We start from the raw sequence: 25,040 nt of genomic DNA, 5'->3' as shown, positions 1-25,040 counted from the left end.
AAAAACCCGCTTTCGCGGGTTTTTTGATCTCAAACGAGATTACATATTCGGATAGTTCGGACCACCCGCACCCTCAGGTACAACCCAAGTAATGTTTTGTGACGGATCTTTAATATCACAAGTCTTACAGTGAACACAGTTCGCAGCATTAATTTGGAAACGCTTAGAACCATCATCATTTTCCATGATTTCGTATACGCCAGCAGGGCAGTAGCGCTGAGCAGGCTCATCCCATTGAGGAAGGTTAACGTTTACTGGAATTGATGGATCAGTTAATTTTAAATGCGCTGGCTGGTTTTCTTCGTGTACTGTATTTGAAACAAACACTGAAGATAAACGGTCAAATGTAAGCTTACCATCTGGTTTTGGATAGTTTGGTTTGAAGTTCACTGCATCAACAGTTTTTAAAGCACTGTAATCAGGTGTCAAATCACGTAAAGTGAACGGAACTTTAAATACATTTTGATCGATAAAGTTGAATGCACCACCGAAGAATGTACCAAACTTATGCATTGCAGGGCCAAAGTTACGAGCATTATATAACTCTTCTTTTAACCAACTGTTGTTAAATTTCTCTGTATATGACGTTAACTCTTTAGCAAAGAAATCTTCGCCTTCTGTCACACGAGCAATTGCAAGGTCGCCGCCTTTTTCTACACCAGCTTTAATTGCTTCAAATACAGCTTCACCACATAACATGCCTGATTTCATAGCAGTGTGTGAACCTTTAATTTTTGCAAAGTTCAAGAAGCCAGCATCATCACCAATTAAGCTTCCGCCTGGGAAGGTGAATTTAGGAAGAGAGTTAAAACCACCTTTAACTACTGCACGTGCACCATAAGAAATACGTTTACCGCCTTCCAATACATCTTTAATTAATGGATGTGTTTTCCAACGTTGCATCTCCATGAATGGATACATATGAGGGTTTTGGTAAGATAAGTCGACAATCATACCCAATGATACTTGGTTATTTTCAGCGTGATATAGCCACCAACCACCAGATGAACCAGTTTCAGTTAAAGGCCAACCTGCACCGTGCATGACTTTACCTGGTTTGTGCTTCGCTGGATCAATTTCCCAAAGTTCTTTAATACCGATACCGTAATGTTGAGGATCAGCATCTTTATCTAAGCCGAATTGAGCAATTAGGCGTTTACCTAAATGACCACGGCAGCCTTCAGCGAATAACGTGTATTTCGCATGGAGCTCATAGCCTGGGGTAAAGTTATGTGTTGGCTCACCATCTTTACCAATACCCATATCACCTGTTTGGATACCTTTTACAGTGCCATCAGCATGATACAGAATTTCCGCTGCTGCGAAGCCCGGGAAAATGGATACTTCAAGTTCTTCAGCTTTTTGTCCTAACCAGCGTACAACGTTACCCAGAGAGATGACATAGTTGCCGTCGTTGTGCATTGTTTTAGGTACAAAAGCATGAGGCATTTTTTGAGATTTTTGATCTGAAAGAAGGAAGTACGTTTCATCTTCTGTAACAGGTACGTTTAAAGGTGCACCTTCTTCTTTCCAATTTGGGAACAATTCATTAATAGCGCGTGGTTCAAGCACTGCACCAGAAAGAATATGCGCACCTACTTCAGAGCCTTTTTCAACGACACATACAGATAAATCGTTGAGGTTGTTTTCAATTGCAAGTTGACGGATTTTGATCGCAGCTGAAAGACCCGCAGGGCCCGCTCCAACGATTACAACGTCAAACTCCATCGATTCACGTTCGATGTGTTCCATAAAGGACTCCTCATAAAGTAAAGGGTGGCAACCGATAATTCCGACGGTGCTGCCATGAGTGTTCTTAGTTGCAGGTACAATTTTGCTCTCGTACCTTTTATATATTTTGCGCTAGTATAGGTTCAAACCTTGATCAAGCCAATTGGCTGAGTCGCTTTATTTTCCGTCAGCAGGGCATAAACCATGGTAAAACAAAATGATTCTATAACAGCACAGCCTGATTCACTTGTACCTGATGATAAAAACTTAATCAATATCGTACAATATCTAAAAGATGCACAGTCAAGTCACAAAAGGTCAATCCCACCTCTTGAACAATGGAACCCAAAGCGTTGTGGCTCAATGGATTTGAAAGTAAAAGCGAATGGTGAATGGTGGCACGAAGGTCAATTGATTAAAAGACAAAGCCTCATTGACCTATTCTCGACAGTACTGTGGAAAGAAGACAACAAATTTTACTTAAAAACACCCGTTGAGCAAATCGAAATTGAAGTCGAAGATGAACCTTTATTGGTCAATCAGGTAGATCAAGTCGAGATTCAAGGGCTTTCTTATCTACAGCTAACAACGACCACTCAAGATCTCATTATTGTGGATCAAGATCATCCGATCTTTATGCGTGATTTTCAAGGAGAGATGCGTCCTTATGTGCATGTGCGCTTTGGCATCAACGCATTGATACAACGTTCAGCTTTTTTTCATTTAGTTGAAATGGGGGAGTTGAGCGAAAATGAGCAAGGTGAATCAGTTTTGAATTTAAAAAGTGGTAATCTGCTATTGCAATTAGGGACTTGAGGTTTAAGCTTAGCCCATTCATTTAAGCATTATAAAAGTAGTCGTTGAGATGTCTGCAATTTTACCCCAACCGAGCTCTAATGAGCCTATGCCTCATGCACTTGAACATGCCCCTATTGGTATTTTCGACTCGGGTATTGGTGGTTTATCAGTTGCATTGGAAATAGCAAAATATTTACCCAATGAGCATATCCTTTACTATGCAGATACAGCTCATGTCCCTTATGGTCCGCGCGAAGATCAAGATATTCGTCAGCTCACAGCACATGCAATTGAGTGGTTGTATCGTCAAGGATGCAAAGTTGCGGTTGTTGCGTGTAATACGGCCTCAGCTTTTAGTCTGGATTATTTAAGGGCGCATTATGGTGAGCGATTTCCAATTATTGGATTGGTTCCTGCGTTAAAACCTGCAGTGTTACAGACACAGTCTAAAGTGGTGGCTGTATTGGCGACTCCAGCGACTTTTAGAGGTCAGTTAATCAAGGATGTAATGCAGAATTTTGCAGATCCTTTAGGTGTTAAAGTTCATCAAGTCACCAGTTTGGATTTGGTTCCTTTTGTGGAATCTGGGCAACAAAATTCGCAAGCCTGTATAGCAACATTACAACGAGTACTTGATCCCATCATGCAAGATCAAGCCGATTTTTTGGTGTTGGGTTGTACGCATTATCCATTTTTAAAATCTGCAATTGAGCATCTTTATGCAGAGCGACTGACTTTGGTTGATTCTGGATTTGCTGTTGCACGCCAAACAGCAAGAGTCCTTATCAAAAATAAATTCAATGCTACTCAACCATATGACAAATCAGTGCAGTTGCGTTGTGTCGTCAGTGGTGGAAATGCGCTTGAACTTCAGCCTGTACTTCAAAATATGATCGGGCATCAAATACTATGGTCAATTGAAAATTTAACTGATACATTCGAAGAAGAATGATCAATATCAAGCTATACATTTTAAGCCTTATGAATAGGGCATTTTTACCTAGATGCAGGATTGGATTAAGGCATGCTAGATAAGCGTTACCAAGTGTTTATTACAACTTCTGGTAAAGAGATGCAGCCAGAGCGTATGGTTGTGTCTCAAACGCTGATCGGTATGGGTTTTTTTTCCTGGGGTTTAGAACAAAGAACACCTGTAACAACCGCTTTTGCGCGCCGTCAAATTGATGATTGTGATTATGTACTTCTGCTTTTAGGAAGCCAGTATGGTGAGCAATCTGTCTCTGGTATTAGTTACATGCACTTAGAATATATCTATGCAGTGACTAAGCAAAAGCCCATTATTGTATTTATGCATGAACAGCCAGAATTGCGTGAGGCGCATTTACGAGAGCATGAAGTGGATCTTCAACAGCGCTTTCAAAATTTCCGTCAACAGATCATTAAAGAAGTTGATCAGGTCGTATGTTTTAAAAGTGCTCGTGAATTAGAGCTTGCACTCAGGTCTCATATGCCTCAAATGCTTGAGCGTTACCCTGTTTTGGGTTGGGTAAGACCACAAAGCATTCAAGCAAAACAAGATGAGATTGATCGATTAAGAGCTCAACTGGCACAAGCAAAAATGGAACAAGCCAAATCTGAAGTCGATCCTTTTCTATCTTTGCCTAGAATAGAGTGGGATGATCAATTCAGTTTTGATTATCGTATGCATGCCTATGTTGATAGTCATTTTAAAGAAATTATTTGTATACGATCCATGCGATGGCATGAAATTTATGCTGTTCTTGAGTCTCAATTTTCCCAAGCAACACCAGAAGATTTTTATTCTAAAGTGTTGAATCAGTATTTGACTGATACAGGTTTGGTCGATGCTCAATTGCAACTTCCTAGGGCACATATGGTATCTAGAGCACAGATTAATGTACGTGCATTGCATACCATCAAGCAACAAATGCGTAATAATGAATGGATCGTTCCTGTAGGACGAGATGATCGTCAGCGGATGTTATGGAAATGTATGAATAAATAGATCAAGTTCATATGATAGTTTTTCTCTGTCATTCACATTTTAAAAAGCAATCATAAAATCACGCCGAATTTACTTAGACTCTGATAAAGTATTTCTCAATTAAACAGTGAATTGATGTGGATCAGATGTCTGAGTTAAAGCCGAAAATCACCGTAATTATTGCCAACTTGGGAACACCAGATGCCCCTACAGTGCCTGCGGTACGAACTTTTCTAAAACAGTTTTTATCTGATCAGCGTGTGATTGAGATTCCATCGTTTTTGTGGAAAATTATCTTACATTGTTTTGTTTTACCATTTCGACCAAAGCATGTTTCTGAAGCATATGCGCAGGTGTGGAATGGAGATTCCCCTATGCGTGAAATTCTGTTGAAGCAAACAGATTTAATCCGTCAAAAAGTTATTCAAGATTATCCAGATTTTGATGTTCAGGTCGTTCCTGCGATGACTTATGGTCATCCTAGTATTCATGAGGTTCTAAAAAAACTTTCTCAGACACCGCAAGATCACGTCATTTTATTTCCACTTTTTCCTCAATATTCAGCGACATCTACAGCACCTTTGTATGATGCATTGGCGAAATGGGTTTTAACGCAGAGAAATTTACCTGGCTTAAGTTTAATACGCGATTATTATCAACATCCAAAATTTATTCAGGCTTTGGCAAAGAGTGTTCAGGTTTTTCAGGCGCAACACGGTAAAGCGGAAAAATTATTAATGTCTTTCCATGGGATTCCTCAGCCTTATGCAGATAAAGGTGATCCATATGCGGACCGTTGTAGAGTTACAGCGAAAAAAGTCGCAAAGGCACTGGGATTAAGTGAGGATGAATGGGCTATCAGTTTCCAATCACGATTTGGTAAACAAGAGTGGGTCAAGCCATATACAGATGCGTTGCTGACTGAGTGGGGACAACAAGGTGTTCAATCAGTCCATGTGCTCAGCCCTGCTTTTTCAGCAGATTGTTTGGAGACTTTAGAAGAGTTGGCTGTGGAAAATGCCGAAACCTTTAAAACGGCGGGTGGGAAAGACTATGCCTATATTTCTGCTTTAAACACTGATGCAGCACATATTGATTTGTTGGTCGATTTAGTAGAAGCTCAACTAGATGCACTCAAGATTACCCTCCAACATTCTGCATAAATTTAAAGGTTCCTATGCTTCAAGTTAAAATTATTCCTGTGACAGCATTTCAGCAAAATTGTTCATTGGTTTGGGATCAAGAGACCAAAGAAGCTGTGTTAATTGATGCAGGTGGCGAGCCTGAAAAAATTATGCAAGTTGTGCAAGAGTTAGGCTTAACAGTGAAGGAGTTATGGCTAACTCATGGTCACCTTGATCATGCTGGCGCGGTTGGAGCATTGGCGCGAGAGTGGGGTATTCCAGTAATTGGTCCTCATAAAGAAGATGCATTTTGGTTAGATATGATTCAGGAAGTTTCAGCACGATATGGTTTTCCGATACCTGAACCTGTTGTGGTTGATCAGTGGCTTGAAGGTGGTGAAACTTTAAAATTAGGAGAAGAGTCCTTTGAGGTTCGATTCGCTCCTGGTCATACGCCTGGTCATGTCATGTTCTATAATGCTAATTATGGCTTGTTATGGACTGGCGACGTTCTTTTCAAGGGTTCAATTGGACGAACAGATTTTCCAAAGGGAAATCATCAACAGTTGTTAGATTCGATTGAGAGAGAATGTTTTAGTTTGCCAGATGAAACACAGTTTATCTCAGGGCATGGTCCAATCAGTACCATTGGCTATGAGAAAAAGTTTAACCCGTTTGTGGCAGGTAAAGCTGGTTAATTAAAAACGAAAAAAGTGATCTCGATTGATGTCATTCAATTCCCAAAAGAGAAGGGCAGCGGCTAACACAAATAGTGCAGAGATTAAAATCAAGACGAAATCATGTTGATAAATGCCTAGACCTGCAAAAAGGAGGCCTAGGCAAGATAAAATTATACTGAGTGTGAATGTGAATTTATAAAGTCTCATGTATTTATGAAAGTAGAATTGTTGTTTTAATGTGATTATCATCACAATATCACAACATAAACTTAAATAAAATCACATTTATTGAGTTTTCTTAAAAAAGCTAATTTTTTTGTTTGTGTAAATATAATTGAATTATTCTTTTAATATTGAGCAAAGTTGGCATTATTCATGATATTCCCCTTGATCAGCTTGAGGAGAATCCTGTGTCGGAAGGCGATATTCATCATTTGCCCAAGCCCCTAAATCGATAAGTTTGCATCGTTCAGAACAAAATGGACGAAATTCATTGCCAGTCCATTGACTAGGCTGTCCACAGCGTGGGCACGGAAATGTTTTTGGCATAAATGAATCCTAGTAAAATAAAACAGCTAAAATAGGCAAAAGCATCTAGAGTTGCTAGACTTGTCGCGTTTTCATAAGTTTGATCTGATTATGCCGATTCGTCAATTTCAAGCACAGCGTATGCATGCGCCACGCGACTTTCAACCGATTCTAGCTGAACCACTATGTGTTGAGATTGGGGCGGGTAAAGGTAAACATGCTTTATTGTTTACGCAACAAAATCCGCAAAGACAACTAATCGCGATTGAACGAACTAGAGAAAAATTTCTAGCGATGCAAAAACAGCATCAACTAGAGGGACAAACCAATTTGCGACCTGTACATGCAGATGCAATCCCTTGGATCGTACATGCGCTATTTCCACAGCAAGTTGAAGATTTTTTTATTTTATATCCGAATCCTGAACCTCATAATCCAGCGCAACGTTGGTTGAATATGCCTTTTTTTGAATTTTTACTGTCTCGATTGCAACCGAATGGTACGATCACTTTAGCCAGCAATATTCCTGAATATATTGACGAGGCAGAGCAACAACTGCTTAATGTTTGGAACCTTTCTTATGTTAAAGAACGAATCTCTTCAACTTCGGCAAGAACGCATTTTGAAGTAAAGTATCTAGAGCGTGGTGAATTATGCCAGCAGTTGATTATTCAAAAACCTGAAGCGTACCAAACTCGCTTCGATCACTTTATGCCTCTGCAAGGGCAAATGCCGATCTCTTCTGAAAATCAACAAACGAATAATCTATGAATTTGGAATATTCAAAGCGAATCGCAATCGTAGGCGCAGGTCCAGCAGGTTTAATGGCTGCTGAAGTTTTATCTGCTCATCCTGCATTTGAAGTTCATATTTTTGAACAAAAGCCTTCAGCTGCACGTAAATTTTTGATGGCAGGTAAAACAGGTTTAAATATTTCTCATGCCGAACCTATCGATCAATTTATTGGTCGTTATGATCATGCCGAATGGCTTGCACCTTGGGTAAAAAAATGGGATGCGCGTTGGATTCGAAATTGGATGAAAAACCTAGGGATTGAATCCTATGTTGGAAGCTCTGGTCGTATATTTCCCAATGAAATGAAAGCAGCTCCATTACTGCGTGCTTGGTTAAAAAGTTTAGTAGATACCAAGGTCAATTTTCATTATCGGCATCAAATTACCGCGCTTAATCAAAATGAACTGACAGTTTTTGATACTCAATCCAATTCAATACGAACTGAGCAATTTGATGCGATTGTATTGGCGTGTGGCGCTGTGTCATGGGCACAGTTGGGTAGTGATGGGGCTTGGCAGTCATGGTTGGCTAAAGAAGAGTTAAAAGCGTTTTCCCCGAGTAATGCTGGTGTAGTCAGAGCTTGGTCTTCGTATATGGAACCTATATTTGGCTCGCCACTCAAACGAGTTGAAGCTTGGGTGGATCATCAGCCCAAAGCTAAGGGTGATATCGTGATCACCCATTATGGTTTGGAGAGTGGGTTGGTCTATAAGCATGGTCGGGCACTTCGAACACAATTGCAATATCAAGATTCCATGGTTTTAAATTTAGATTTACTGCCAGAATTATCTGAGCATGAAATCATCTCTAAACTTAAGAATGCTAAGAAGCAAAGTATTAATAATATTTGGCGAAAATTGGGATTAGACACTGCAAAGTCAAATTTATTACGTGAATTGACCCCAAAGCATGATTGGGCGATTGCAGAGAAAATGGCTCAGCATATTAAACATTTATCTATCAAACTAGATAGTTTTAGACCTATTGAAGAAGCCATTAGCTGCGCAGGTGGTGTACGGGAAATTGCCTTGACTAAACAGTTACAGTTGAAAAGTAATCCAATTGTTTTCTGCTGTGGAGAGATGTTGGATTGGGATGCCCCGACAGGTGGTTATTTACTTACAGCATGTTTTGCAACAGGTCGAGCAGCAGGATTAGGTGTAATTGAATACCTAAATAAAACTGTTGAAAAAGACTAGCCAAGCGCTAGTCTTTATTTATGATTATTTCGCAGTGAGTGCATTTCCTTCAAATTTAATGCCATCCCATCCATGAATCATGAATTGACGGATATTCTGATGATCTGATGCTTCAGGTGTCGCCAGAACAGAAGCGTAGTGTTCTGCAAAAAGCTGTAATGTTTGTTCTTGAGAAAGACCATTTAATTTGGCAAAGGAAAAAACTTTAGCACTCCCTTGATTTTCATTACTGGCATTATATTGTTGACCATTACTAAATGCGGTTGGCGTATGTGTATAACCTGCTTCAATAAATGAAATTACGTCGGCAAATTTTGCTTCGCCATTTTTTAATTGTTTCAATAATGCTTGAGCCATAATTGAGTCCTTACACGTTTAAATTTGCTACATCTTAACGAAAAAACGCGTGAATCCAAGACAATAATTCGTTACTTTTTAAGGTGAAAATATGATCAATACACGAGAACGGACATAATATGAGTTGGTTATGGGTAACATGTGGTGGAGCGATTGGTGCAACACTTCGATATATGACCAGTATGTGGTTCATGCAAAATGCAGATCAATTTCCATGGGCAACTTGGATTGTGAATATCTTGGGCTGTGTTCTAGCAGGGGGATTTTTTGCATTCAGTTTACAATATCCTGTATTACAACATGAGGCTCGCCTATTTTTTATGGTTGGCATATTAGGTGGTTTTACCACATTCTCAAGTTTTGGCTTGGAAACTTTTCAATTGATAAAATCTGGGCAATACAATTTGGCACTGATGTATGTTGTGAGTAGTATCATGATTGGACTCTTGGGATTGGTTTTGAGTTTTTCCTTTACTCAATTTTATTTAACCCATAAATAACGATAAGAATAAAAAAAAGCCTAAATTGGAGGAGTAAATTTAGGCTTTAAAATAGTGAGAGTCGAAAATTTTATTATTTACGTTTAAAGCGACCGAAACGCTTATTGAAACTTGCCACACGTCCTTCATTATTAGCTTGACGGACTTCACCAGTATAGAAAGGGTGCGAAGCACTTGAAATATCTAGCGTGACATAGGAGTAAGTTTTCCCTTGATATTCTTTTGTTTGCTTTGACTGAATCGTACTACCGATGATGAAATACTGATCTGCGTTGGTATCATGAAATAGTACTTCATGGTATTCAGGATGAATATTGGGACGCATGGAAACACTCCTAATTATTTATATTTTGTTATAATATAACATAACAACAATGAACATTGTAAGGTCTTGTTAATTTTTCAATTAGGAACGAGCGTTTCAAACAAATCATTGAGATTGTCATCGACTTTTAAGTTAATCAGATTCCAATAGTGTCCAGAAATAGTACGATTGACCATTAATGTGTCTGGAGAGGGCTTAAATGTATCCCAATACTTAAGTGATTTTTTCACTAAAATGACGCCATCATGATGAGATGAGTTTTCAGCAAAATTGTATTGTGTGGTAAGGGGTCTGAGCAACACTTCTAACCATTGTTTGTAAAGTTCCTCAGGGAATTTTCCTGTTTCAGCAAGAGCATCCAACGCGAATAGATGTTGTTCAATCTCTTGGATATTTTCAGCACGACCAGCGCGAACTAATTTTTTAAATCGATCCACCAGTTCAGCAGATAAGGTTTTAACACCACCAAAATCATAGATGATGACACTACCATCTGAGCGGAAAGCAAAATTGCCAGGATGCGGATCACAATGAAAGCGTTTTAGATAGAAAATCTGATGGCCAAGAGCCTGAATTAGTCGACGACCAATTTCGTTACGTGTTTCAAGCGGCCAAGTGCTTGCGGTTTCAATATTGTCACCTGCTTCTAAGCTCAGTGTAAGAACTCGTCTGCTGGAATAATCTTTGAAAACTTGTGGGATAATAATTTTAGAATCCAATGCTTGATGGAAGGTTCTAAATACCTCTAAATTTTGCGCTTCAATTTCATAGTTGAGCTCTTCGTGTAAGCTGTCTTGAATTTCTGCAAATAATCGATCTTGTAATTTTTTATCTACTTTTAATACACCCATCAAACGTAAAGCCAAGCGGACTTGTTTTAAATCGCTTTCGCATGCTTCATCTACGCCTGGGTACTGTACTTTTACAACGACTTCTTGGCCATTTTTTAAGGTTGCTTTATGAACTTGCCCAATCGAAGCTGCTGCAAAAGGTTGTTCATCAAATGTTTTAAAAACATCTAACAGTGGCTGACCAAGTTCTTTTTCAACTTGTTGCTTGATTTGCTGGAAGGGCATCGCAGGGGCTTGACGTTGTAATTTAGCAATAGCCTTTGCGACTTCAGGCGGGAAAATATCTTTGTATTGTGATGCAATTTGACCAACTTTCATTACAGCACCTTTCATTTCCCCAAGGGTGTCTGCAATTTGAACACCAATGTCTTGAAAGAGCTTACTGCGTGCTTCGTTTTTTTTATCATCATCTGCATTAAAGGTGCGGATAGAGTTGGACACGGTTTTAGTAGCAATACTTGCAGTCATACCTGCGAGTTTCATGAAACGACGGCCGGGAGAGCTCGCTTTGTTTGCCATGAGTTGAGAACCTCGATTCATTATTTTCATCTTCTGATTTGATCATAGGCGACAAATCAAAAGATGCATATTTGAAATTGTTAATGAGTTGTAAGTAAATGATTGGCATAAAAAAATAAATCCCGAGCATTCGGGATTTATTGTTCATGATGATTGACTACGCTCAAGTCGCTGATTATTCATATATAAACGTCCGAGTAAGAGTACACAGGCAATACTTAACCCCACGATCAATCCAATCCATACACCCGCAGGACCAATGTTGGTAAATCTAGAGAGATATACGCCTACAGGGAATGCAATCATCCAATAGGCAAGCATAGTAATCCACATAGGACCCTTCGTATCTTGCATGCCTCTTAGACATCCTGCAGCACTGATTTGCCAAGCGTCCATCAGTTGGTAAGCAACAGCGAATAGCACCAAGTAAACCGCAATTTGAGTCACCAATACATCAGAGGTATATAACGCGACAATTTGATGGCGGAAGACCCACAATAAAACCATGGTCATTACTGCCAGTACAGTACTTGTTGCTAAACCCAACCATTGGACTTTACGCATAGATTGGTAATCCTTTTCACCATAATACGTTCCCACTCGGATGGTAAGTGCGATCGCGAGAGACATCGGGATCATAAATAATTGTGACGTAATGGAGATGGCGATCTGATGCGCTGCTACCGTAATTTCACCCAATGGACTCAATACAATTGCAGCGGTACTGAAAATACTGACCTCAAAGAAGATAGCCAAGCCAATTGGGAAACCTAAAGCAAGGATGCGTTTTAACCAGTAGCGATCAATTTTTTCAAAATGACTAAAGGGTTGGGTTTTTTGATATGCCTGATTATTCAAGATATACAATGCCAACGTGATCAGCATCAGCCACTGTAGAATTGCCGTTGCAAATCCACATCCAGCACTTCCCAATGCAGGAATTGGACCTAGACCATACATAAACACAAAATTAAGCGGAATAAGTACGACTAAGGCCATTAAACTGATCACAGTCACTGGGCGTGGATTACCAATCGCCTCAGAGTATCCTCGTAGTGCAGCAAACATAGTGACCGCTGGCATACCGAATCCAATCGCATGTAAGAATAGGCCAGCTTTAGGGTGAAGTGACTCTGGAACGCCAAGAAGAGGAAGCGTATAGGGGAGAATCTGTAAGACTAGACCAGCAATAATCCCGAGAACTAAAGCAACCCATAATGCTTGTCGTGTAATAGTGGCAATTTTCTCTGGAGTCCTCGCACCGTTTGCTTCAGCAACTAACGGCGTTGTTGCAATCATAATGCCGCTAAATAGCAACATGACAGGAATCCAAAGACCGACCCCGACAGCAATTGCCGCTAAGTCTAATGCAGATAAATGTCCTGCCATAATGGTATCAATCAGCCCTAGTCCTGCTTGCGAAAATTGCGTAATCAAGATTGGGATCATGAGATGAAATAGTTTTTTTAATTCATAACTGATGTTGGAAGTTGCAGTCACATTAGACACAAAAATTACTCATCGTTTTTATGTGCTTAGAATGAAGGTTTAGCGTTGTAAAGTGAGAAGCACACCTATAAAAATCACCACGCCACCCAAAATGCGCTGCCAATTAATGGCAATTTTTTCTGTACCTAAAATTCCAAAATGGTCGACTATCATGGACATAACAATCTGTCCAAAGATAATTAATGCCGATAAGGTTAAGAAACCTAATTTAGGTGCGGAATAAATACTAATACTGATGGCATAAACACCTAAAAAACCGCCAAGCCAAAGATGCCAAGGAATTTGTAAAATTTCGCTCAATTGTGGTTTTTCAGTCTGTTGAAAAAAAACCAGTATTGCGAGAACTATTGTACCAATCAAAAATGATAAAAGTGCAGCTTGTAATGGAGAATATAAATATTCACGTAATTGCGTATTAATCGCAGTTTGGAAGGTCATTGCGATTCCGATCCCTAGTGCTAAAGGGATAAAGAATAAAAATTGGCTCGCGACTTTAAACATAAATGCACCCACGTCCTTGTTTTATATTGAGTGTAAAGTAAAAACTGAATCAGTTCTGAGCGTTATGGTGTAGTCATGTTAAAATAAGTTTTTTAAGTTTTTGAGCTGTACGTTTGGCTACTTTGAATCCACAAGATATTCCATTGTCACTTTATATTCATATGCCGTGGTGTGTGCGTAAATGTCCATATTGCGACTTTAATTCGCATGCAGTACCCAATGGGGCATTGTCCATGGCGTTGGAGAAAGAATATTTACAAGCATTGGTTGAGGATTTCAAAACACAGATAAATTTTGCTCAGGATCGTCAAATTCATAGCGTGTTCATAGGTGGAGGTACTCCTTCTCTCATTTCTGCTCAAGGGTATCAATGGCTATTTACTCAGCTAAGCGCTTTGATTCCGTTTGAGGATGATTGTGAAATTACCTTAGAAGCCAACCCGGGCACGGTAGAACATGATCCATTTGCAGATTATTTAAAGGCGGGGATCAATCGATTGTCTTTAGGTGTCCAAAGTTTTAACTCGAATCATCTTCAAAAACTGGGGCGTATTCATTCCAACCAAGATGCAATTTCAGCAATTGGTTTGGCGAAGGATGCAGGCTTTAAGCGAATTAATGTTGATTTAATGCACGGCTTACCTGAACAAACGCTTGAACAAGCATTACTTGACTTAAAACTTGCCGTGGAGCACGGTGCTACACATATCTCGTGGTATCAGTTAACCATTGAGCCCAATACCGTATTTTTTCGAACTCAACCTATATTGCCTGTCGATGATGTATTAGAAGAAATTCAGGTACAGGGTGAGGCCTATTTAATCGAAAATGGTTTTACTAACTACGAAGTGTCGGCTTGGCGTAAAGAAAAACCCTCAGCACATAATTTAAATTATTGGCAATTTGGCGATTACTTAGCGATTGGTGCTGGTGCGCATGCTAAAGTGACGCTAAGTGATGGTGTATATCGTTACCAAAAAACACGATTACCGAAAGATTATCTAGCGAAAGTCCCTGCAGAGCATTTGCAGTTTAAGAAAATTGAAGCTGATGAAATGCCATTCGAATTTATGATGAATGCACTGCGACTTAATCAAGGTGTACCAACCTCATATTATGAAGCTCGTACAGGTTTATCTTTGAAATCAATCCAAGTTCAAATTCAGTCATTGATTGACAGAAAATTAATGGTAGATGATCCAAACCGTTTGTCATGCACTGCTCAAGGACATTTATATTTGAACTCATTGCTTGAGGAGTTTCTGTAAGTTCTATAGTTAAATTCCAATGTAATTTTTAACAGTGAAACTGTTAAATCCACACTTATTTCGCTCCTTTACTGTGAAAATAATGATGGGTTTTTTAATGGTTCTCATCAAGATAGGTAATAAAAATGAAATTAGTTCTAGTGGCTTCAATCTTGGGATTGGCATTCGTTGGTTGTGCTGATAAAAACAAAAATAGTGAGCAAATGTCAGAACAAGAGAGACCAGCGCATTTAAATGCTGAAGCTTCTGCGCCTGTTGATCAAGTTGCTCGTGCTGAAGGTGAACAGGTGATCCATTTTACTGGACCAATGGATTTAACATTAGAGCTAAAAACAAACGACAATTTTCAAACGGCAGAACTCAGGGATAACTCAGATGCGGTTTATCACTTGAAGAGCACGGTTGCTGCAAGTGGTGTGAAACTTGCAAATGAAGATGGAGTTTCAATTCATTTTAAAAATTTCAATGGTTTGAATGAGGGAACAGTTGAACTCGTGAAAGATAAGCCAATAGAGATTAAAGAGTACCGTGAGCATTAAAATATATGCATTAATTTACAACACCTGATTGGATATTCAATCAGGTGCTTTTTTATTCCTTAATTTGAGCGTTGATCTTCAACATATTTTTTTAAATGATTAGCCATTTCCCACTGAGAACCAATAAAACGATACAGGGCTTCAACTTCTTGTTTTGTCGCGCCTTGAATGAATTTATCGTCTAAAGTTACTTCAATAGTTCGTTCAAATTCTGTGCTATTAGCGTTGATACGATCAAATTCATAGGTAATTTTTGAATGGATTGGGACTTGAGCAAATTGCTCTATGGTTGCGATAACAAACTTCTTATCTTTCTCAAACTCAATCACATGCCATTCATTACTCCAATCTTTTATGCCTGGAATCGGGCTGCTAATAAACTCTTTAAAAGTCGTACCTTTTTGAACGCGAATATTCTTAGGCTCGATGGCTTGAGTTGCACCCACATTAATTTTTGGCCAAAGATTTACATTGGTTAAAATATTAAAGACTTCACTCACAGGGCGATGAATAATAACTTCAGCAGAGCCACTCGCCGAGTAATTCAAATTCTTTGTTGAATACGTCGTGGTTTGTTGGTGATGTTTAATATCCGATTCAGCGAAGCTATTTGTAGCGAAAAAGACTGCACTGAGTAAAGAGAAGGAGATCAATGTCTTATGCATATTATTTTCCTTTTTGTATCTTGATAAAAGCTCATTTGGAATATTTATATCGCTTGATCAAGATACCACTGTTGTATTCTTGCTCTAAATGTAATTTCGTATTCTTAAAGTAAGATAGTTTATTCGATCAATAAAAAAAGACCGCCTTGGCGGTCTTTTTTCTATGAAATCTTAGTAATCAAAACTGAAGTGTTCAGCTTCTAAAGACATTAAAGTTTTCGAAGGGTTAACCATAGATTCAGCATGACCTTGAGCACGAGGAAGTAAACGCTCAAAGTAGAAATCTGCAACTTTGATTTTCGCTTTGTAGAATTCTGGAGTTTCTTGACCATCACCTGATGCTAACTTCGCTGATGCCACTGCTGCTTGTTGAGCCCAGTAATATGCCATCATTGCATAACCAGAGAACATTAAGTAATCCACAGAAGCACTTGAAACGATGTCGCGATCTTTGCGTGCAGCAAGCATAATACGTACAGTTAATGCGTTCCATTGTGCACAAATCTTAGTTAAGTCCCAAGCAAAACGGCGCATGTATTTATTGCGTGCGTGCTGGCCACAGAATTTTAAGATTTCAGCTGTATAGTCACGAACGACTTTGCCTTTAGAAGATAACAGTACTTTACGACCGATTAAGTCTAGTGCTTGAACACCAGTTGTACCTTCGTAAAGCGTTGAAATACGCGCATCACGAACGATCTGCTCCATACCATGTTCTTTGATATAACCATGGCCACCAAAGACTTGCATACCGTGGTTTGCTGCTTCTAAACCTAACTCTGTTAAGAAGCCTTTCAAAATTGGGGTATAGAAACCTAATTTATCATCGTAATCATCAAACTTCGCTTGATCACCTTGAGCTAAAGCATCAGTCATTTTGTCAGCAAGCTGTGCAGCATGATAGATCATTGCACGGCCACCTTCAGCAATCGCTTTTTGAGTCAAAAGCATACGACGAACATCAGCATGATGGATAATTGAGTCAGCTACTTTTTCAGGCTCTTTTTTACCTGAGAGTGCGCGCATTGACATACGTTCTTTTGCATAAGGTAATGCACCTTGGAATGCAAGTTCTGCATGTGCTAAACCTTGAACAGCAGTTCCGATACGCGCCGTATTCATGAAGGTAAACATTGCGTGTAAGCCTTTGTTGACTTCACCAATCAGATAACCCGTTGCAGCATCAAAGTTCAGTACGGCAGTAGCAGATGCTCTGATCCCCATTTTGTGTTCAATAGAACCGCAAGCCACAGGATTGCGTTCGCCTACACCACCATCAGCAGTTGGGATGAATTTTGGAACAATGAATAATGAAATACCACGCGTACCAGCTGGAGAGTCTGGAAGACGTGCCAACACAATATGAATGATATTTTCAGTTAAATCGTGTTCACCCGCAGAAATAAAGATTTTAGTACCTGTGATAGCATAAGTACCGTCACCTTTAGGCTCAGCTTTAGTTTTAACTTGACCCAAGTCTGTACCACATTGTGGTTCAGTTAAACACATTGTGCCTGACCATGTACCAGCAGTGAGGTGAGGCATGTAGGTGTTTTTCTGTTCTTCAGTACCAAATTGCATGATGGTATTCATACAACCCATACTTAAGCCCGGATACATCGTGAAAGACCAGTTTGCTGTACCCATCATTTCTGATTTGATCAGGTTCAGCGACATAGGCAGTGCTTGACCACCAAACTCTTCAGGATACGAAAGACCTTGCCAGCCACCTTGTACAAACTGCTCGTAAGCTTCTTTGAAACCTTTAGGCGTTTTGACTTCGCCATCTTTAAAATGACAGCCTTCTTCATCTCCAGACTGATTAAGTGGAGATAATACATTTTCACAGAAATCTGCAGCACCTTCGATAATCATATCGACAGTATCAGAGTCAGCAGCTTCGCCGTTGCTTAGAGTTTTATAGTGCGCAGGATAATCAAAAACTTCGTTCATTAAGAAACGAATATCACGTACGGGCGCTTTATATGCAGGCATTGAACTTTTCCTAATTTGAATAGAGAAAATACTTGTTAGATGATCCGATTATTGACCTACAACACTAAAAAAACATTGATGTAAGTCACGGAAATAAATGTCAGAATTGCGAATTAGTGTTTAGGCTCTTGAATGAATATAAACTGAATTCATTTGTTGTAGTAGGAGTTTATTAGAAAAAATAATATTATTAATACATAAGCTTAGGTTGGTTTTGTTGTGTGGATGATCATATGTTTAATTTGAATTTATTCAATTTGAATATGCACTAAAAATATGTCACTAAAATCAATTCGAAGAGATTTAATCGATATTATAGAGAGAAAAAAGTGCAATTTAAAAAATTGCACTGTTCACAAGGCACTAAACGTGTGCAAAAACTAAATAAAATCTTTTAATTCTGGACGCACACCATTCCAAATCGCGAAAGATTCAATCGCTTGTCCAACGAGCATTCCAAATCCTTCTGCAGTCGGAATTCCACGCTGTTTCGCTTGATCAAGGAAAGTGGAAGGTTTGCCATAGGCCATTTCATAGGCATATTTGAATTTTAACTGTTGAGGTAGAGTGATTGCATCGCCAGATAAGCTTGCCGAGGTAGCATTAATAACAATATCAAATTCACCTGCTATGTGATCAAGACCACAAGCGTTTAGCTCTAGATCTGGGACAGCAGGTTGTAAGTCCTGAATCAATTGCTCTGCGCGAGCAACCGTTCGATTAGCAATCATGATTTTATTTACACCAGCTTTATGCAGTGGATAAATCACGCCACGTGTTGCACCACCTGCGCCTAAAATAAGCACGCTTGCTTGCTCAAGAGGCCAATTTAAATGTTGAATGGCTGCAACAAGTCCTTGGCCATCGGTATTGTCGCCATGCAATACACCATTTTTCATCCATAGTGTATTTACTGCTTTTGCAATTTTGGCACGTTCAGTGAGTACATCACATTGTGCAAAAGCTTGTTCTTTAAACGGCACCGTGACATTCAGACCAATACCACCAGCCTTAAAAAATTCATTGATACTCTGTGTAAAACCATCGAGAGGAGCAAGGCGTTTGCTATATTCAAGGATCACCCCAGTCTTTTGTGCGAACGCATGATGAAGCTCTGGAGATCGAGATTGTTCAATGGGATTTCCAATTACGGCAAATTGTTTGCGCATTGCTCTAATTCCTGATGAAGAAGTAGCAAACAATATACGTCAAATGCAGAAAGTTCCCAATATGAACATATTCAATGAAGTGTATTAATGACTTGGGTTACAAATTTCAAATAGGGTATGAAGTAAAATATGCGCAATGTTGAGCAGTAGACCAACAGCTGCAAACACCATCAAGCTAAAACCAAAGCTATCATTGAGTAGTGTTTCTGAAAATATAGTGGTACTGATTGCACTCAAAAGAGCAATAACCAGTGTCCAAAATACGACAACACGTGCGCGAATAGAGTTGTGTTGCATATCGATTCCTTATGCAGAAGTAAAAACTTCCATGAGTAATACAAGTAAAAATTGATTGTACAGTACTTTGCTTAAATTAAACTTAAGAGCTGTGTCAGAAGTGTGACAAAATTTAATCAATTTATCTATTGTGCCTTTTTTTCTAAGAGAATGTAATGGAATTATTCAATTTCGTTAGACAATGGGATGAATATATTGCTCAACAAAAAAGCCCTGTTTTAACAGGGCGAGTGATTTACATTTAATGCAGTTCAGCGAGCCAATCTCTCGGTTTTAAATAGTAGTCGGTTAATTTTTTTTCAGCAGAGCCTTCATCCCATTCAGGTCTGTATTTCCAACCCGTTAATGGAGGAAGACTTACTAAAATAGACTCAATTCGACCGCCAGTTTGTAATCCAAATAACGTCCCTCGATCGTAAACTAAGTTATATTCCACATAGCGCCCACGACGATACAATTGGAAATCGCGTTGAGCTTCACTATAGGGTTTATCTTGATTACGTTGGAAGATTGGTAGAATCGCATTGAGATATCCATTGCCTACAGCTTGCATGTATTTAAAACAAGTTTCGAAATCCCACTGATTTAAGTCATCAAAAAATAATCCACCGACACCACGTTGTTCATCACGATGCTTCAAATAAAAATAATCATCACACCATTTTTTATGATCTTGGTAGACATGATCGCCAAAAGGTGCACAAAGATCGTGCGCAGTTTGATGCCATGATTTAACATCTTCATCATTCGGATAAAATGGCGTTAAATCAAAACCGCCGCCAAACCACCAAATAGGATCTTGTCCTTCTTTTTCTGCGACAAATAGTCTTACGTTGGCATGTGAGGTCGGCACATTTGGATTTCTAGGATGGATCACTAAAGAAACCCCCATGGCTTGTGCTTGTGCGCCAGCTATATGTGGGTGCCGTTCGGTAGCAGATGCTGGTAACTTTGAAATATTGATGTGCGAGAACATCACACCACCTTTTTCGATCACCGTACCATCTTGCAATACACGTGATCTGCCACCACCACCTTCGGGACGTTCCCAATCATCAATCTCAAATTGGGCATTACCGCCACCTTGTTGTTCTTGTTGTTCAAGCGCAGCACAAATTCGAGTTTGTAAGTCGAGTAAAAATTCACGAACACGTTGAATATCTGCAGAAGTCGGGTGTGACATACCAAGCCTCTTGGGCAATGAAAAACTAGCTACATCAAAACATAAATTGTGTGAAAGATTAAGGTGATTTTATCGATATAGCAGATCGAGATTTAAGTTTAGTCAGGGTAAAAGTACTTTGTGATTTGAATTTACTTATGAATCCTGACCAAGATACTAGGTTGAATTAAAAGAATAAGCTCCTCAAAATAGGACGACTGAAAGCAGTTAAGCTTTTAATATGTGGTAATTTTAAAGGTGGGGATATGTTCGAAAACGTTGTTTCACTGGTGCAAAAATATAATGTTCCAGGTCCTCGATATACGAGCTATCCCACAGTTCCGTATTGGGAGCAGTCGACTTTTGATCAAGTACTATGGCAGCAAAAACTAAAAATACGTTTTGATAAATCGAATACCCAACATGGTATTAGCCTTTACATTCACTTACCTTTTTGCGAGTCCTTATGTACTTTTTGTGGATGTCATAAAAAAATCACTAAAAAACATGAAATGGAACAGCCTTATATTTTGGCTTTGTTAAAAGAATGGAAATTGTATTGTGAGTTATTTGTAGAGCGTCCTTGGATTAAAGAGATACATCTAGGGGGAGGGACACCTACATTTTTTTCTCCTCAGCATCTTAAACAGTTGATTGATGGGCTTTTAGCACTATCAGAAGTAGCTGAAGATCATCAATTTAGTTTTGAAGGACATCCTAATAATACTTCTTACGATCATTTAAAGACGCTGTTTGAATTGGGTTTTAGACGCGTTAGCTTTGGCGTGCAGGATTATAATGAAACCGTGCAGAAAGCGATCCACCGAATTCAACCTTTTGAACACGTAAAGCAGGTTACAGAATGGGCGCGTGAAATTGGTTATACGTCTATTTCGCATGATTTGGTCTACGGGCTGCCCTTTCAATATTTAGATGATGTTTTAAACACAATTGATCAAACCATTCAAATTAAGCCAGATCGTTTAGCCTTTTACAGTTATGCACATGTACCATGGATCAAAGGTAATGGGCAACGTGGTTTTAAAGACCATGATGTTCCGCGCGATGAAGAGAAAAGACAGTGTTATGAGCAAGGAAAACAAAAATTATTGTCTGCTGGATATCATGAAATAGGGATGGATCATTTTGCGCTTGAGCATGATGATATGTATCAGGTATTTCAAGCCCAACAATTACATCGTAATTTCATGGGATATACCGTTTCAAAAACAGAAGTGATGATTGGTTTAGGGATGTCAGCTATTGGCGATTGTTGGCAAGGTTTTGCCCAAAATGAAAAGACGCTTGAAAATTATTATGCTCGATTAGAACAAAATGAAATTCCAGTTTTTAAAGGTCATCTTTTAACAGAAGAAGATTTGAAAATCAGAAAACACATTTTAAATCTCATGTGCCACTTTGAGACGAATTGGCAAGGTGACATGGATTTTGCACAGCGACCACAAGTTTTAGAAGATTTAGCTGAAATGCAAAATGACCAACTTGTGAAGATGAGTGAATATGGATTGAAGGTAACGAAAGCTGGAAAACCATTTGTACGAAATATCTGTATGGCTTTCGATTTAAGGTTAAAAAGAAACAAACCTGAAAATCGGATATTTTCTATGACGATATAGTCATCTTCACAAATTAGATTGAGTCTAAGTGAAAAAATACCCCTAAGCATCGGGGTATTTTTTTACAACGATTAAATTATGCTGTAGTTAAAAATCATCCTTTTGGTACATATGTGACATGCGCTCATGTTTGGTTTTTAAGTATTCTTCATTGAATTTATTCAAACCGACCGTTAAAGGGACACGATCAATCACATCAATTCCTAAATCAGTTAAAGCTTTAATTTTGAGAGGATTGTTTGTGACAAGTTTGACTTGTTTCACTTGTAAGTGATCCAGCATGATACTGCACATATCGTATTTACGCGCATCAGCGGGTAAGTTGAGCATCAGGTTAGCATCCACTGTGTCATGTCCTTGGTCTTGCAAGGCATAAGCACGAATTTTATTGGTTAAACCAATACCACGACCTTCTTGACGTAAATATAAAATTACGCCTTGTCCTGCTTCGTTAATCAGTTTTTGAGTTGCTTGAAGTTGTGGGCCACAATCACATTTTAATGAAGCAAAAGCATCGCCTGTTAAACATTCGGAATGGATTCGAACCAAGACAGGAGAGGTGGGTGCTGTATCTAATCCTTTTGACAATGCTACGTGTTCTTCACCAGTTTTAGGGTCTTGAAAAACAGTGATTTTAAAATCACCAAAGGCAGTGGGTAATTTAGATGTGGCAACAAACTCTATAGGCACAGCGACTTCCATTACATGTTCATAATTTGGCTAAAGTATAGCTGAATGATCAGACCATAGTTGAGTATCATTGTGCAAATTTACACAGAAGATTTCCTTTTTTTTGCAAAGCACAAGATAATAGTTGATAAGTAGCATCGATATTCAGGATAATCTAGCTACCTAACAACGCCCGTTTAGCGAAAGCTCAACACTGGACCAATATAAATGTGGTTGATTTAAGGTGTTTTTTTTCGATTTCTCGATCAATAAGAAGAATCGAGCTAACCCATTTACCTAGCTTAGGATTTGCCAGGCTTTAGAAGGCATTGCCACATATGTTGTATACCGAAATACCTAGTCAACGTCCTGTTACGCCTTTGTTGGATGCGATTGATCATCCAATGCAATTGCGTCAACTAGCCAAAGAACAATTGAGTCAAGTGTCGGACGAGCTACGTCAATTTATTTTGTATGCTGCTGGACAAAGTGGTGGGCATTTCGGTGCCAATCTAGGTGTAATCGAATTAACTGTTGCCTTGCATTATTGTTTCAATACACCGCATGATCGTCTTATCTGGGATGTGGGACATCAAGCATATCCACATAAAGCTTTGACTGGACGTCGTGAGCAACTGACTACAATTCGTGCAAAAAATGGCTTGGCGGCGTTTCCAGCTCGTGAAGAGTCTGAATTTGATACTTTTGGTGTGGGCCACTCATCGACTGCTATTTCAGCGGGTTTGGGAATGGCTTTAGCTCGTCGTTATCAAAAAGATCCTTGTGAAGTGGTTGCAATTATCGGTGATGGTGCAATGACAGCAGGGATGGCATTCGAAGCCATGAATGATGCTGTTGCACATAATGCTGATCTCATGGTGGTGCTGAACGATAATGATATGTCGATTTCATGTAGCACGGGTGGTTTTGCAAAACATTTGGCTGCGATTTGGGAAAAAGGGCAGTCTGTGCATATTGATGAGCAGGGTAATCCATTTATTCAGGATTATCCTGAGTGGGACTACACTTCACGCTTACATTGTGCTGCTACAGAGGCTGCAGATAACTTATTTAAAGCGATTGGATTTGACTATTTTGGTCCATTCGATGGTCATAATGTCGATGAACTTGTTAATGTATTTAGTGCCTTAAAAAAACGTAAGGGGCCGCGCTTAATTCATATCTATACCAAGAAAGGTAAGGGCTTCGCACCTGCTGAAGCAGATCAAATAAAATATCACGCAATTGCTAAATTAAATGCTGCAGCAGCTTCAACAAAAGCGCCCAAATATTCTGATGTTTTTGGGCAATGGTTGTGCGATGAAGCCCAGCTAGATGATAAGTTGTTAGCCATTACACCTGCCATGTGTGAAGGTTCAGGTATGGTGCAATTCGCCAAACAATATCCTGATCGTTACTTTGATGTGGCAATTGCAGAACAACATGCAGTGACTTTAGCTGCAGGTATGGCGTGTGAAGGTTTAAAACCAGTAGTGGCAATTTATTCAACCTTCTTACAGCGTGGTTATGATCAGCTCATTCATGATGTGGCATTACAAAACCTTGATGTCACATTTGGTATCGATCGTGCAGGTTTAGTAGGTGAAGATGGACCAACCCATGCTGGTGCATACGATTACGCATTTATGCGTACAGTTCCGAATATCGTGATTATGGCACCAAAAGATGAAAATGAATGCCGTCAAATGCTACATACCGCTTATTTGCACCCGGGTCCTGCTGCAGTACGTTATCCACGCGGAAATGGTTTAGGTGTTGAAATTCAAAAAGAACTGACAGCGCTTGAAATTGGTAAAGCTGAGTTAACTTTGGAGCTGAATGTAAAAGCCGAAGAAGTGATTACTATTTTAGCTTTCGGTAGCCGCGTGAGTGTTGCAGAACATGCTGCTCAGCTTTTAGTTGATCAATTGGATGTTGCAGTACGCGTTGTGAATATGCGTTTTGTTAAACCCCTAGATGGTCAAATCATTCGACAATATGCAGATCAAACCCAACTTTTTGTAACGGTTGAAGAGCATGCAGTCATGGGTGGTGCTGGAAGTGCTGTGAATGAATTTATAATGGCCGAACACATTCTCAAGCCAGTTTTGAACATAGGCTTACCTGATCAATTCTTAGCACAAGCCAGTCATGGTGAGATGCTTAAAGATTGTGGATTGGATGCAGAAGGTATCCAATCTTCAATTCAACAAGCTTGGTTAAAGCTTGTACAGGTGGTTTAAATACAAGTCATAA

At 39.3% G+C, this 25,040-nt stretch carries 25 protein-coding genes; 12 read left to right on the top strand and 13 right to left on the bottom strand.

Annotation, left to right across the window (positions count from 1 at the left end; translation table 11 throughout):
• Positions 1-39: 39 nt before the first annotated feature.
• The gene (locus AC1M84_RS09980) at positions 40-1,752 is read right to left on the bottom strand and encodes an electron transfer flavoprotein-ubiquinone oxidoreductase (protein WP_481592064.1); all 1,713 of its coding nucleotides are present in this window, start codon (positions 1,750-1,752) and stop codon (positions 40-42) included.
• Positions 1,753-1,935: 183 nt separating this feature from the next.
• Here AC1M84_RS09980 and AC1M84_RS09975 point away from each other — a divergent pair, with 183 nt between their 5' ends.
• The 5 genes from AC1M84_RS09975 (at position 1,936) to AC1M84_RS09955 (ending at position 6,317) form a co-directional block, all read left to right on the top strand.
• Positions 1,936-2,547: a DUF1285 domain-containing protein gene (locus tag AC1M84_RS09975; RefSeq protein ID WP_481594911.1), complete on the top strand. Its 612-nt coding sequence runs from the start codon at positions 1,936-1,938 to the stop codon at positions 2,545-2,547.
• Positions 2,548-2,596: 49 nt separating this feature from the next.
• Positions 2,597-3,481 (top strand): glutamate racemase, encoded by an 885-nt coding sequence (gene murI, locus AC1M84_RS09970; protein WP_481594910.1) that lies wholly within the window; start codon positions 2,597-2,599, stop codon positions 3,479-3,481.
• A 72-nt stretch (positions 3,482-3,553) separates the two neighbouring features.
• Positions 3,554-4,516: a DUF4062 domain-containing protein gene (locus AC1M84_RS09965; protein WP_481594909.1), complete on the top strand. Its 963-nt coding sequence runs from the start codon at positions 3,554-3,556 to the stop codon at positions 4,514-4,516.
• A 125-nt stretch (positions 4,517-4,641) separates the two neighbouring features.
• Complete coding sequence (hemH, locus tag AC1M84_RS09960; protein ID WP_481594908.1) at positions 4,642-5,658, top strand: ferrochelatase; 1,017 nt, start codon at positions 4,642-4,644, stop codon at positions 5,656-5,658.
• Positions 5,659-5,672: 14 nt separating this feature from the next.
• Positions 5,673-6,317 carry an MBL fold metallo-hydrolase gene (locus tag AC1M84_RS09955; protein WP_481586765.1) on the top strand — a complete coding sequence of 215 codons (645 nt, stop codon included), beginning with the start codon at positions 5,673-5,675 and terminating at the stop codon, positions 6,315-6,317.
• 351 nt (positions 6,318-6,668) lie between these two features.
• Here AC1M84_RS09955 and AC1M84_RS09950 read toward each other — a convergent pair whose 3' ends face one another.
• A complete protein-coding gene (locus AC1M84_RS09950) occupies positions 6,669-6,848 on the bottom strand; it encodes a DNA gyrase inhibitor YacG (RefSeq protein WP_035264978.1) in 180 nt (59 codons plus the stop codon).
• Between the two features lie 84 nt (positions 6,849-6,932).
• Here AC1M84_RS09950 and AC1M84_RS09945 point away from each other — a divergent pair, with 84 nt between their 5' ends.
• Positions 6,933-7,598 carry a class I SAM-dependent methyltransferase gene (locus AC1M84_RS09945; RefSeq protein WP_481594926.1) on the top strand — a complete coding sequence of 222 codons (666 nt, stop codon included), beginning with the start codon at positions 6,933-6,935 and terminating at the stop codon, positions 7,596-7,598.
• The gene (locus AC1M84_RS09940) at positions 7,595-8,821 is read left to right on the top strand and encodes a TIGR03862 family flavoprotein (RefSeq protein ID WP_481594907.1); all 1,227 of its coding nucleotides are present in this window, start codon (positions 7,595-7,597) and stop codon (positions 8,819-8,821) included. Before AC1M84_RS09945 ends, AC1M84_RS09940 begins: the two co-directional genes overlap by 4 nt.
• Positions 8,822-8,845: 24 nt before the next feature.
• Here AC1M84_RS09940 and AC1M84_RS09935 read toward each other — a convergent pair whose 3' ends face one another.
• Positions 8,846-9,178 (bottom strand): HopJ type III effector protein, encoded by a 333-nt coding sequence (locus AC1M84_RS09935; protein ID WP_481594906.1) that lies wholly within the window; start codon positions 9,176-9,178, stop codon positions 8,846-8,848.
• A gap of 119 nt (positions 9,179-9,297) precedes the next feature.
• Between AC1M84_RS09935 and crcB the strand changes: the two genes are divergently transcribed.
• Complete coding sequence (gene crcB / locus AC1M84_RS09930; protein WP_481594905.1) at positions 9,298-9,678, top strand: fluoride efflux transporter CrcB; 381 nt, start codon at positions 9,298-9,300, stop codon at positions 9,676-9,678.
• A 73-nt stretch (positions 9,679-9,751) separates the two neighbouring features.
• Here the strand turns inward: crcB and AC1M84_RS09925 are convergent, their stop codons facing one another.
• From AC1M84_RS09925 to AC1M84_RS09910, 4 genes are all read right to left on the bottom strand, one after another.
• Positions 9,752-10,003, bottom strand: coding sequence for a type B 50S ribosomal protein L31 (locus AC1M84_RS09925; RefSeq protein ID WP_481594904.1), 252 nt, complete (start codon positions 10,001-10,003; stop codon positions 9,752-9,754).
• Between the two features lie 77 nt (positions 10,004-10,080).
• Complete coding sequence (locus AC1M84_RS09920; protein ID WP_481594925.1) at positions 10,081-11,373, bottom strand: ABC1 kinase family protein; 1,293 nt, start codon at positions 11,371-11,373, stop codon at positions 10,081-10,083.
• A 144-nt stretch (positions 11,374-11,517) separates the two neighbouring features.
• On the bottom strand, positions 11,518-12,822 hold the full coding sequence (locus AC1M84_RS09915) for an MATE family efflux transporter (RefSeq protein WP_481594924.1): 1,305 nt from the start codon (positions 12,820-12,822) through the stop codon (positions 11,518-11,520).
• 99 nt (positions 12,823-12,921) lie between these two features.
• The gene (locus AC1M84_RS09910; protein ID WP_481594903.1) at positions 12,922-13,383 is read right to left on the bottom strand and encodes a DMT family transporter; all 462 of its coding nucleotides are present in this window, start codon (positions 13,381-13,383) and stop codon (positions 12,922-12,924) included.
• A gap of 113 nt (positions 13,384-13,496) precedes the next feature.
• Here AC1M84_RS09910 and hemW point away from each other — a divergent pair, with 113 nt between their 5' ends.
• Together hemW and AC1M84_RS09900 are read left to right on the top strand one after the other, a co-directional pair.
• The gene (gene hemW, locus AC1M84_RS09905; protein ID WP_481594902.1) at positions 13,497-14,651 is read left to right on the top strand and encodes a radical SAM family heme chaperone HemW; all 1,155 of its coding nucleotides are present in this window, start codon (positions 13,497-13,499) and stop codon (positions 14,649-14,651) included.
• A gap of 125 nt (positions 14,652-14,776) precedes the next feature.
• Positions 14,777-15,190, top strand: coding sequence for a hypothetical protein (locus tag AC1M84_RS09900; RefSeq protein WP_179999230.1), 414 nt, complete (start codon positions 14,777-14,779; stop codon positions 15,188-15,190).
• 59 nt (positions 15,191-15,249) lie between these two features.
• Here AC1M84_RS09900 and AC1M84_RS09895 read toward each other — a convergent pair whose 3' ends face one another.
• From AC1M84_RS09895 to hemF, 5 genes are all read right to left on the bottom strand, one after another.
• Complete coding sequence (locus AC1M84_RS09895) at positions 15,250-15,855, bottom strand: SRPBCC family protein (RefSeq protein ID WP_481594901.1); 606 nt, start codon at positions 15,853-15,855, stop codon at positions 15,250-15,252.
• A gap of 171 nt (positions 15,856-16,026) precedes the next feature.
• Positions 16,027-17,850, bottom strand: coding sequence for an acyl-CoA dehydrogenase C-terminal domain-containing protein (locus AC1M84_RS09890; protein ID WP_481594900.1), 1,824 nt, complete (start codon positions 17,848-17,850; stop codon positions 16,027-16,029).
• Positions 17,851-18,230: 380 nt separating this feature from the next.
• A complete protein-coding gene (gene aroE, locus AC1M84_RS09885; RefSeq protein ID WP_481594899.1) occupies positions 18,231-19,019 on the bottom strand; it encodes a shikimate dehydrogenase in 789 nt (262 codons plus the stop codon).
• Between the two features lie 84 nt (positions 19,020-19,103).
• On the bottom strand, positions 19,104-19,316 hold the full coding sequence (locus AC1M84_RS09880) for a hypothetical protein (protein ID WP_035265018.1): 213 nt from the start codon (positions 19,314-19,316) through the stop codon (positions 19,104-19,106).
• A 241-nt stretch (positions 19,317-19,557) separates the two neighbouring features.
• On the bottom strand, positions 19,558-20,499 hold the full coding sequence (gene hemF / locus AC1M84_RS09875) for an oxygen-dependent coproporphyrinogen oxidase (RefSeq protein WP_035265021.1): 942 nt from the start codon (positions 20,497-20,499) through the stop codon (positions 19,558-19,560).
• A gap of 245 nt (positions 20,500-20,744) precedes the next feature.
• Here hemF and hemN point away from each other — a divergent pair, with 245 nt between their 5' ends.
• On the top strand, positions 20,745-22,115 hold the full coding sequence (hemN, locus tag AC1M84_RS09870; RefSeq protein ID WP_481594898.1) for an oxygen-independent coproporphyrinogen III oxidase: 1,371 nt from the start codon (positions 20,745-20,747) through the stop codon (positions 22,113-22,115).
• A gap of 87 nt (positions 22,116-22,202) precedes the next feature.
• Here the strand turns inward: hemN and ribA are convergent, their stop codons facing one another.
• The gene (ribA, locus tag AC1M84_RS09865) at positions 22,203-22,805 is read right to left on the bottom strand and encodes a GTP cyclohydrolase II (protein WP_481594923.1); all 603 of its coding nucleotides are present in this window, start codon (positions 22,803-22,805) and stop codon (positions 22,203-22,205) included.
• A 317-nt stretch (positions 22,806-23,122) separates the two neighbouring features.
• Between ribA and dxs the strand changes: the two genes are divergently transcribed.
• Entirely contained in the window at positions 23,123-25,027 is a 1,905-nt protein-coding gene (gene dxs / locus AC1M84_RS09860) for a 1-deoxy-D-xylulose-5-phosphate synthase (protein ID WP_481594897.1), read from the top strand.
• Positions 25,028-25,040: the final 13 nt, after the last annotated feature.

Source organism: Acinetobacter sp. 24-47-66 (assembly GCF_056779755.1).
Note: the sequence above shows the minus strand (reverse complement) of the source record. Positions and strands in the feature narration are given on the sequence as shown.

Bases quoted from the DNA above. Each gene is read 5' to 3' on its own strand.
- AC1M84_RS09980 (WP_481592064.1), bottom strand. From the start codon at position 1,752: ATGGAACACATCGAACGTGAATCGATGGAGTTTGACGTTGTAATCGTT.
- AC1M84_RS09975 (WP_481594911.1), top strand. From the start codon at position 1,936: ATGGTAAAACAAAATGATTCTATAACAGCACAGCCTGATTCACTTGTA.
- murI (WP_481594910.1), top strand. From the start codon at position 2,597: ATGTCTGCAATTTTACCCCAACCGAGCTCTAATGAGCCTATGCCTCAT.
- AC1M84_RS09965 (WP_481594909.1), top strand. From the start codon at position 3,554: ATGCTAGATAAGCGTTACCAAGTGTTTATTACAACTTCTGGTAAAGAG.
- hemH (WP_481594908.1), top strand. From the start codon at position 4,642: ATGTCTGAGTTAAAGCCGAAAATCACCGTAATTATTGCCAACTTGGGA.
- AC1M84_RS09955 (WP_481586765.1), top strand. From the start codon at position 5,673: ATGCTTCAAGTTAAAATTATTCCTGTGACAGCATTTCAGCAAAATTGT.
- AC1M84_RS09950 (WP_035264978.1), bottom strand. From the start codon at position 6,848: ATGCCAAAAACATTTCCGTGCCCACGCTGTGGACAGCCTAGTCAATGG.
- AC1M84_RS09940 (WP_481594907.1), top strand. From the start codon at position 7,595: ATGAATTTGGAATATTCAAAGCGAATCGCAATCGTAGGCGCAGGTCCA.
- AC1M84_RS09935 (WP_481594906.1), bottom strand. From the start codon at position 9,178: ATGGCTCAAGCATTATTGAAACAATTAAAAAATGGCGAAGCAAAATTT.
- crcB (WP_481594905.1), top strand. From the start codon at position 9,298: ATGAGTTGGTTATGGGTAACATGTGGTGGAGCGATTGGTGCAACACTT.
- AC1M84_RS09925 (WP_481594904.1), bottom strand. From the start codon at position 10,003: ATGCGTCCCAATATTCATCCTGAATACCATGAAGTACTATTTCATGAT.
- AC1M84_RS09920 (WP_481594925.1), bottom strand. From the start codon at position 11,373: ATGGCAAACAAAGCGAGCTCTCCCGGCCGTCGTTTCATGAAACTCGCA.
- AC1M84_RS09915 (WP_481594924.1), bottom strand. From the start codon at position 12,822: ATGATCCCAATCTTGATTACGCAATTTTCGCAAGCAGGACTAGGGCTG.
- AC1M84_RS09910 (WP_481594903.1), bottom strand. From the start codon at position 13,383: ATGTTTAAAGTCGCGAGCCAATTTTTATTCTTTATCCCTTTAGCACTA.
- AC1M84_RS09900 (WP_179999230.1), top strand. From the start codon at position 14,777: ATGAAATTAGTTCTAGTGGCTTCAATCTTGGGATTGGCATTCGTTGGT.
- AC1M84_RS09895 (WP_481594901.1), bottom strand. From the start codon at position 15,855: ATGCATAAGACATTGATCTCCTTCTCTTTACTCAGTGCAGTCTTTTTC.
- AC1M84_RS09890 (WP_481594900.1), bottom strand. From the start codon at position 17,850: ATGCCTGCATATAAAGCGCCCGTACGTGATATTCGTTTCTTAATGAAC.
- aroE (WP_481594899.1), bottom strand. From the start codon at position 19,019: ATGCGCAAACAATTTGCCGTAATTGGAAATCCCATTGAACAATCTCGA.
- AC1M84_RS09880 (WP_035265018.1), bottom strand. From the start codon at position 19,316: ATGCAACACAACTCTATTCGCGCACGTGTTGTCGTATTTTGGACACTG.
- hemF (WP_035265021.1), bottom strand. From the start codon at position 20,499: ATGTCACACCCGACTTCTGCAGATATTCAACGTGTTCGTGAATTTTTA.
- hemN (WP_481594898.1), top strand. From the start codon at position 20,745: ATGTTCGAAAACGTTGTTTCACTGGTGCAAAAATATAATGTTCCAGGT.
- dxs (WP_481594897.1), top strand. From the start codon at position 23,123: ATGTTGTATACCGAAATACCTAGTCAACGTCCTGTTACGCCTTTGTTG.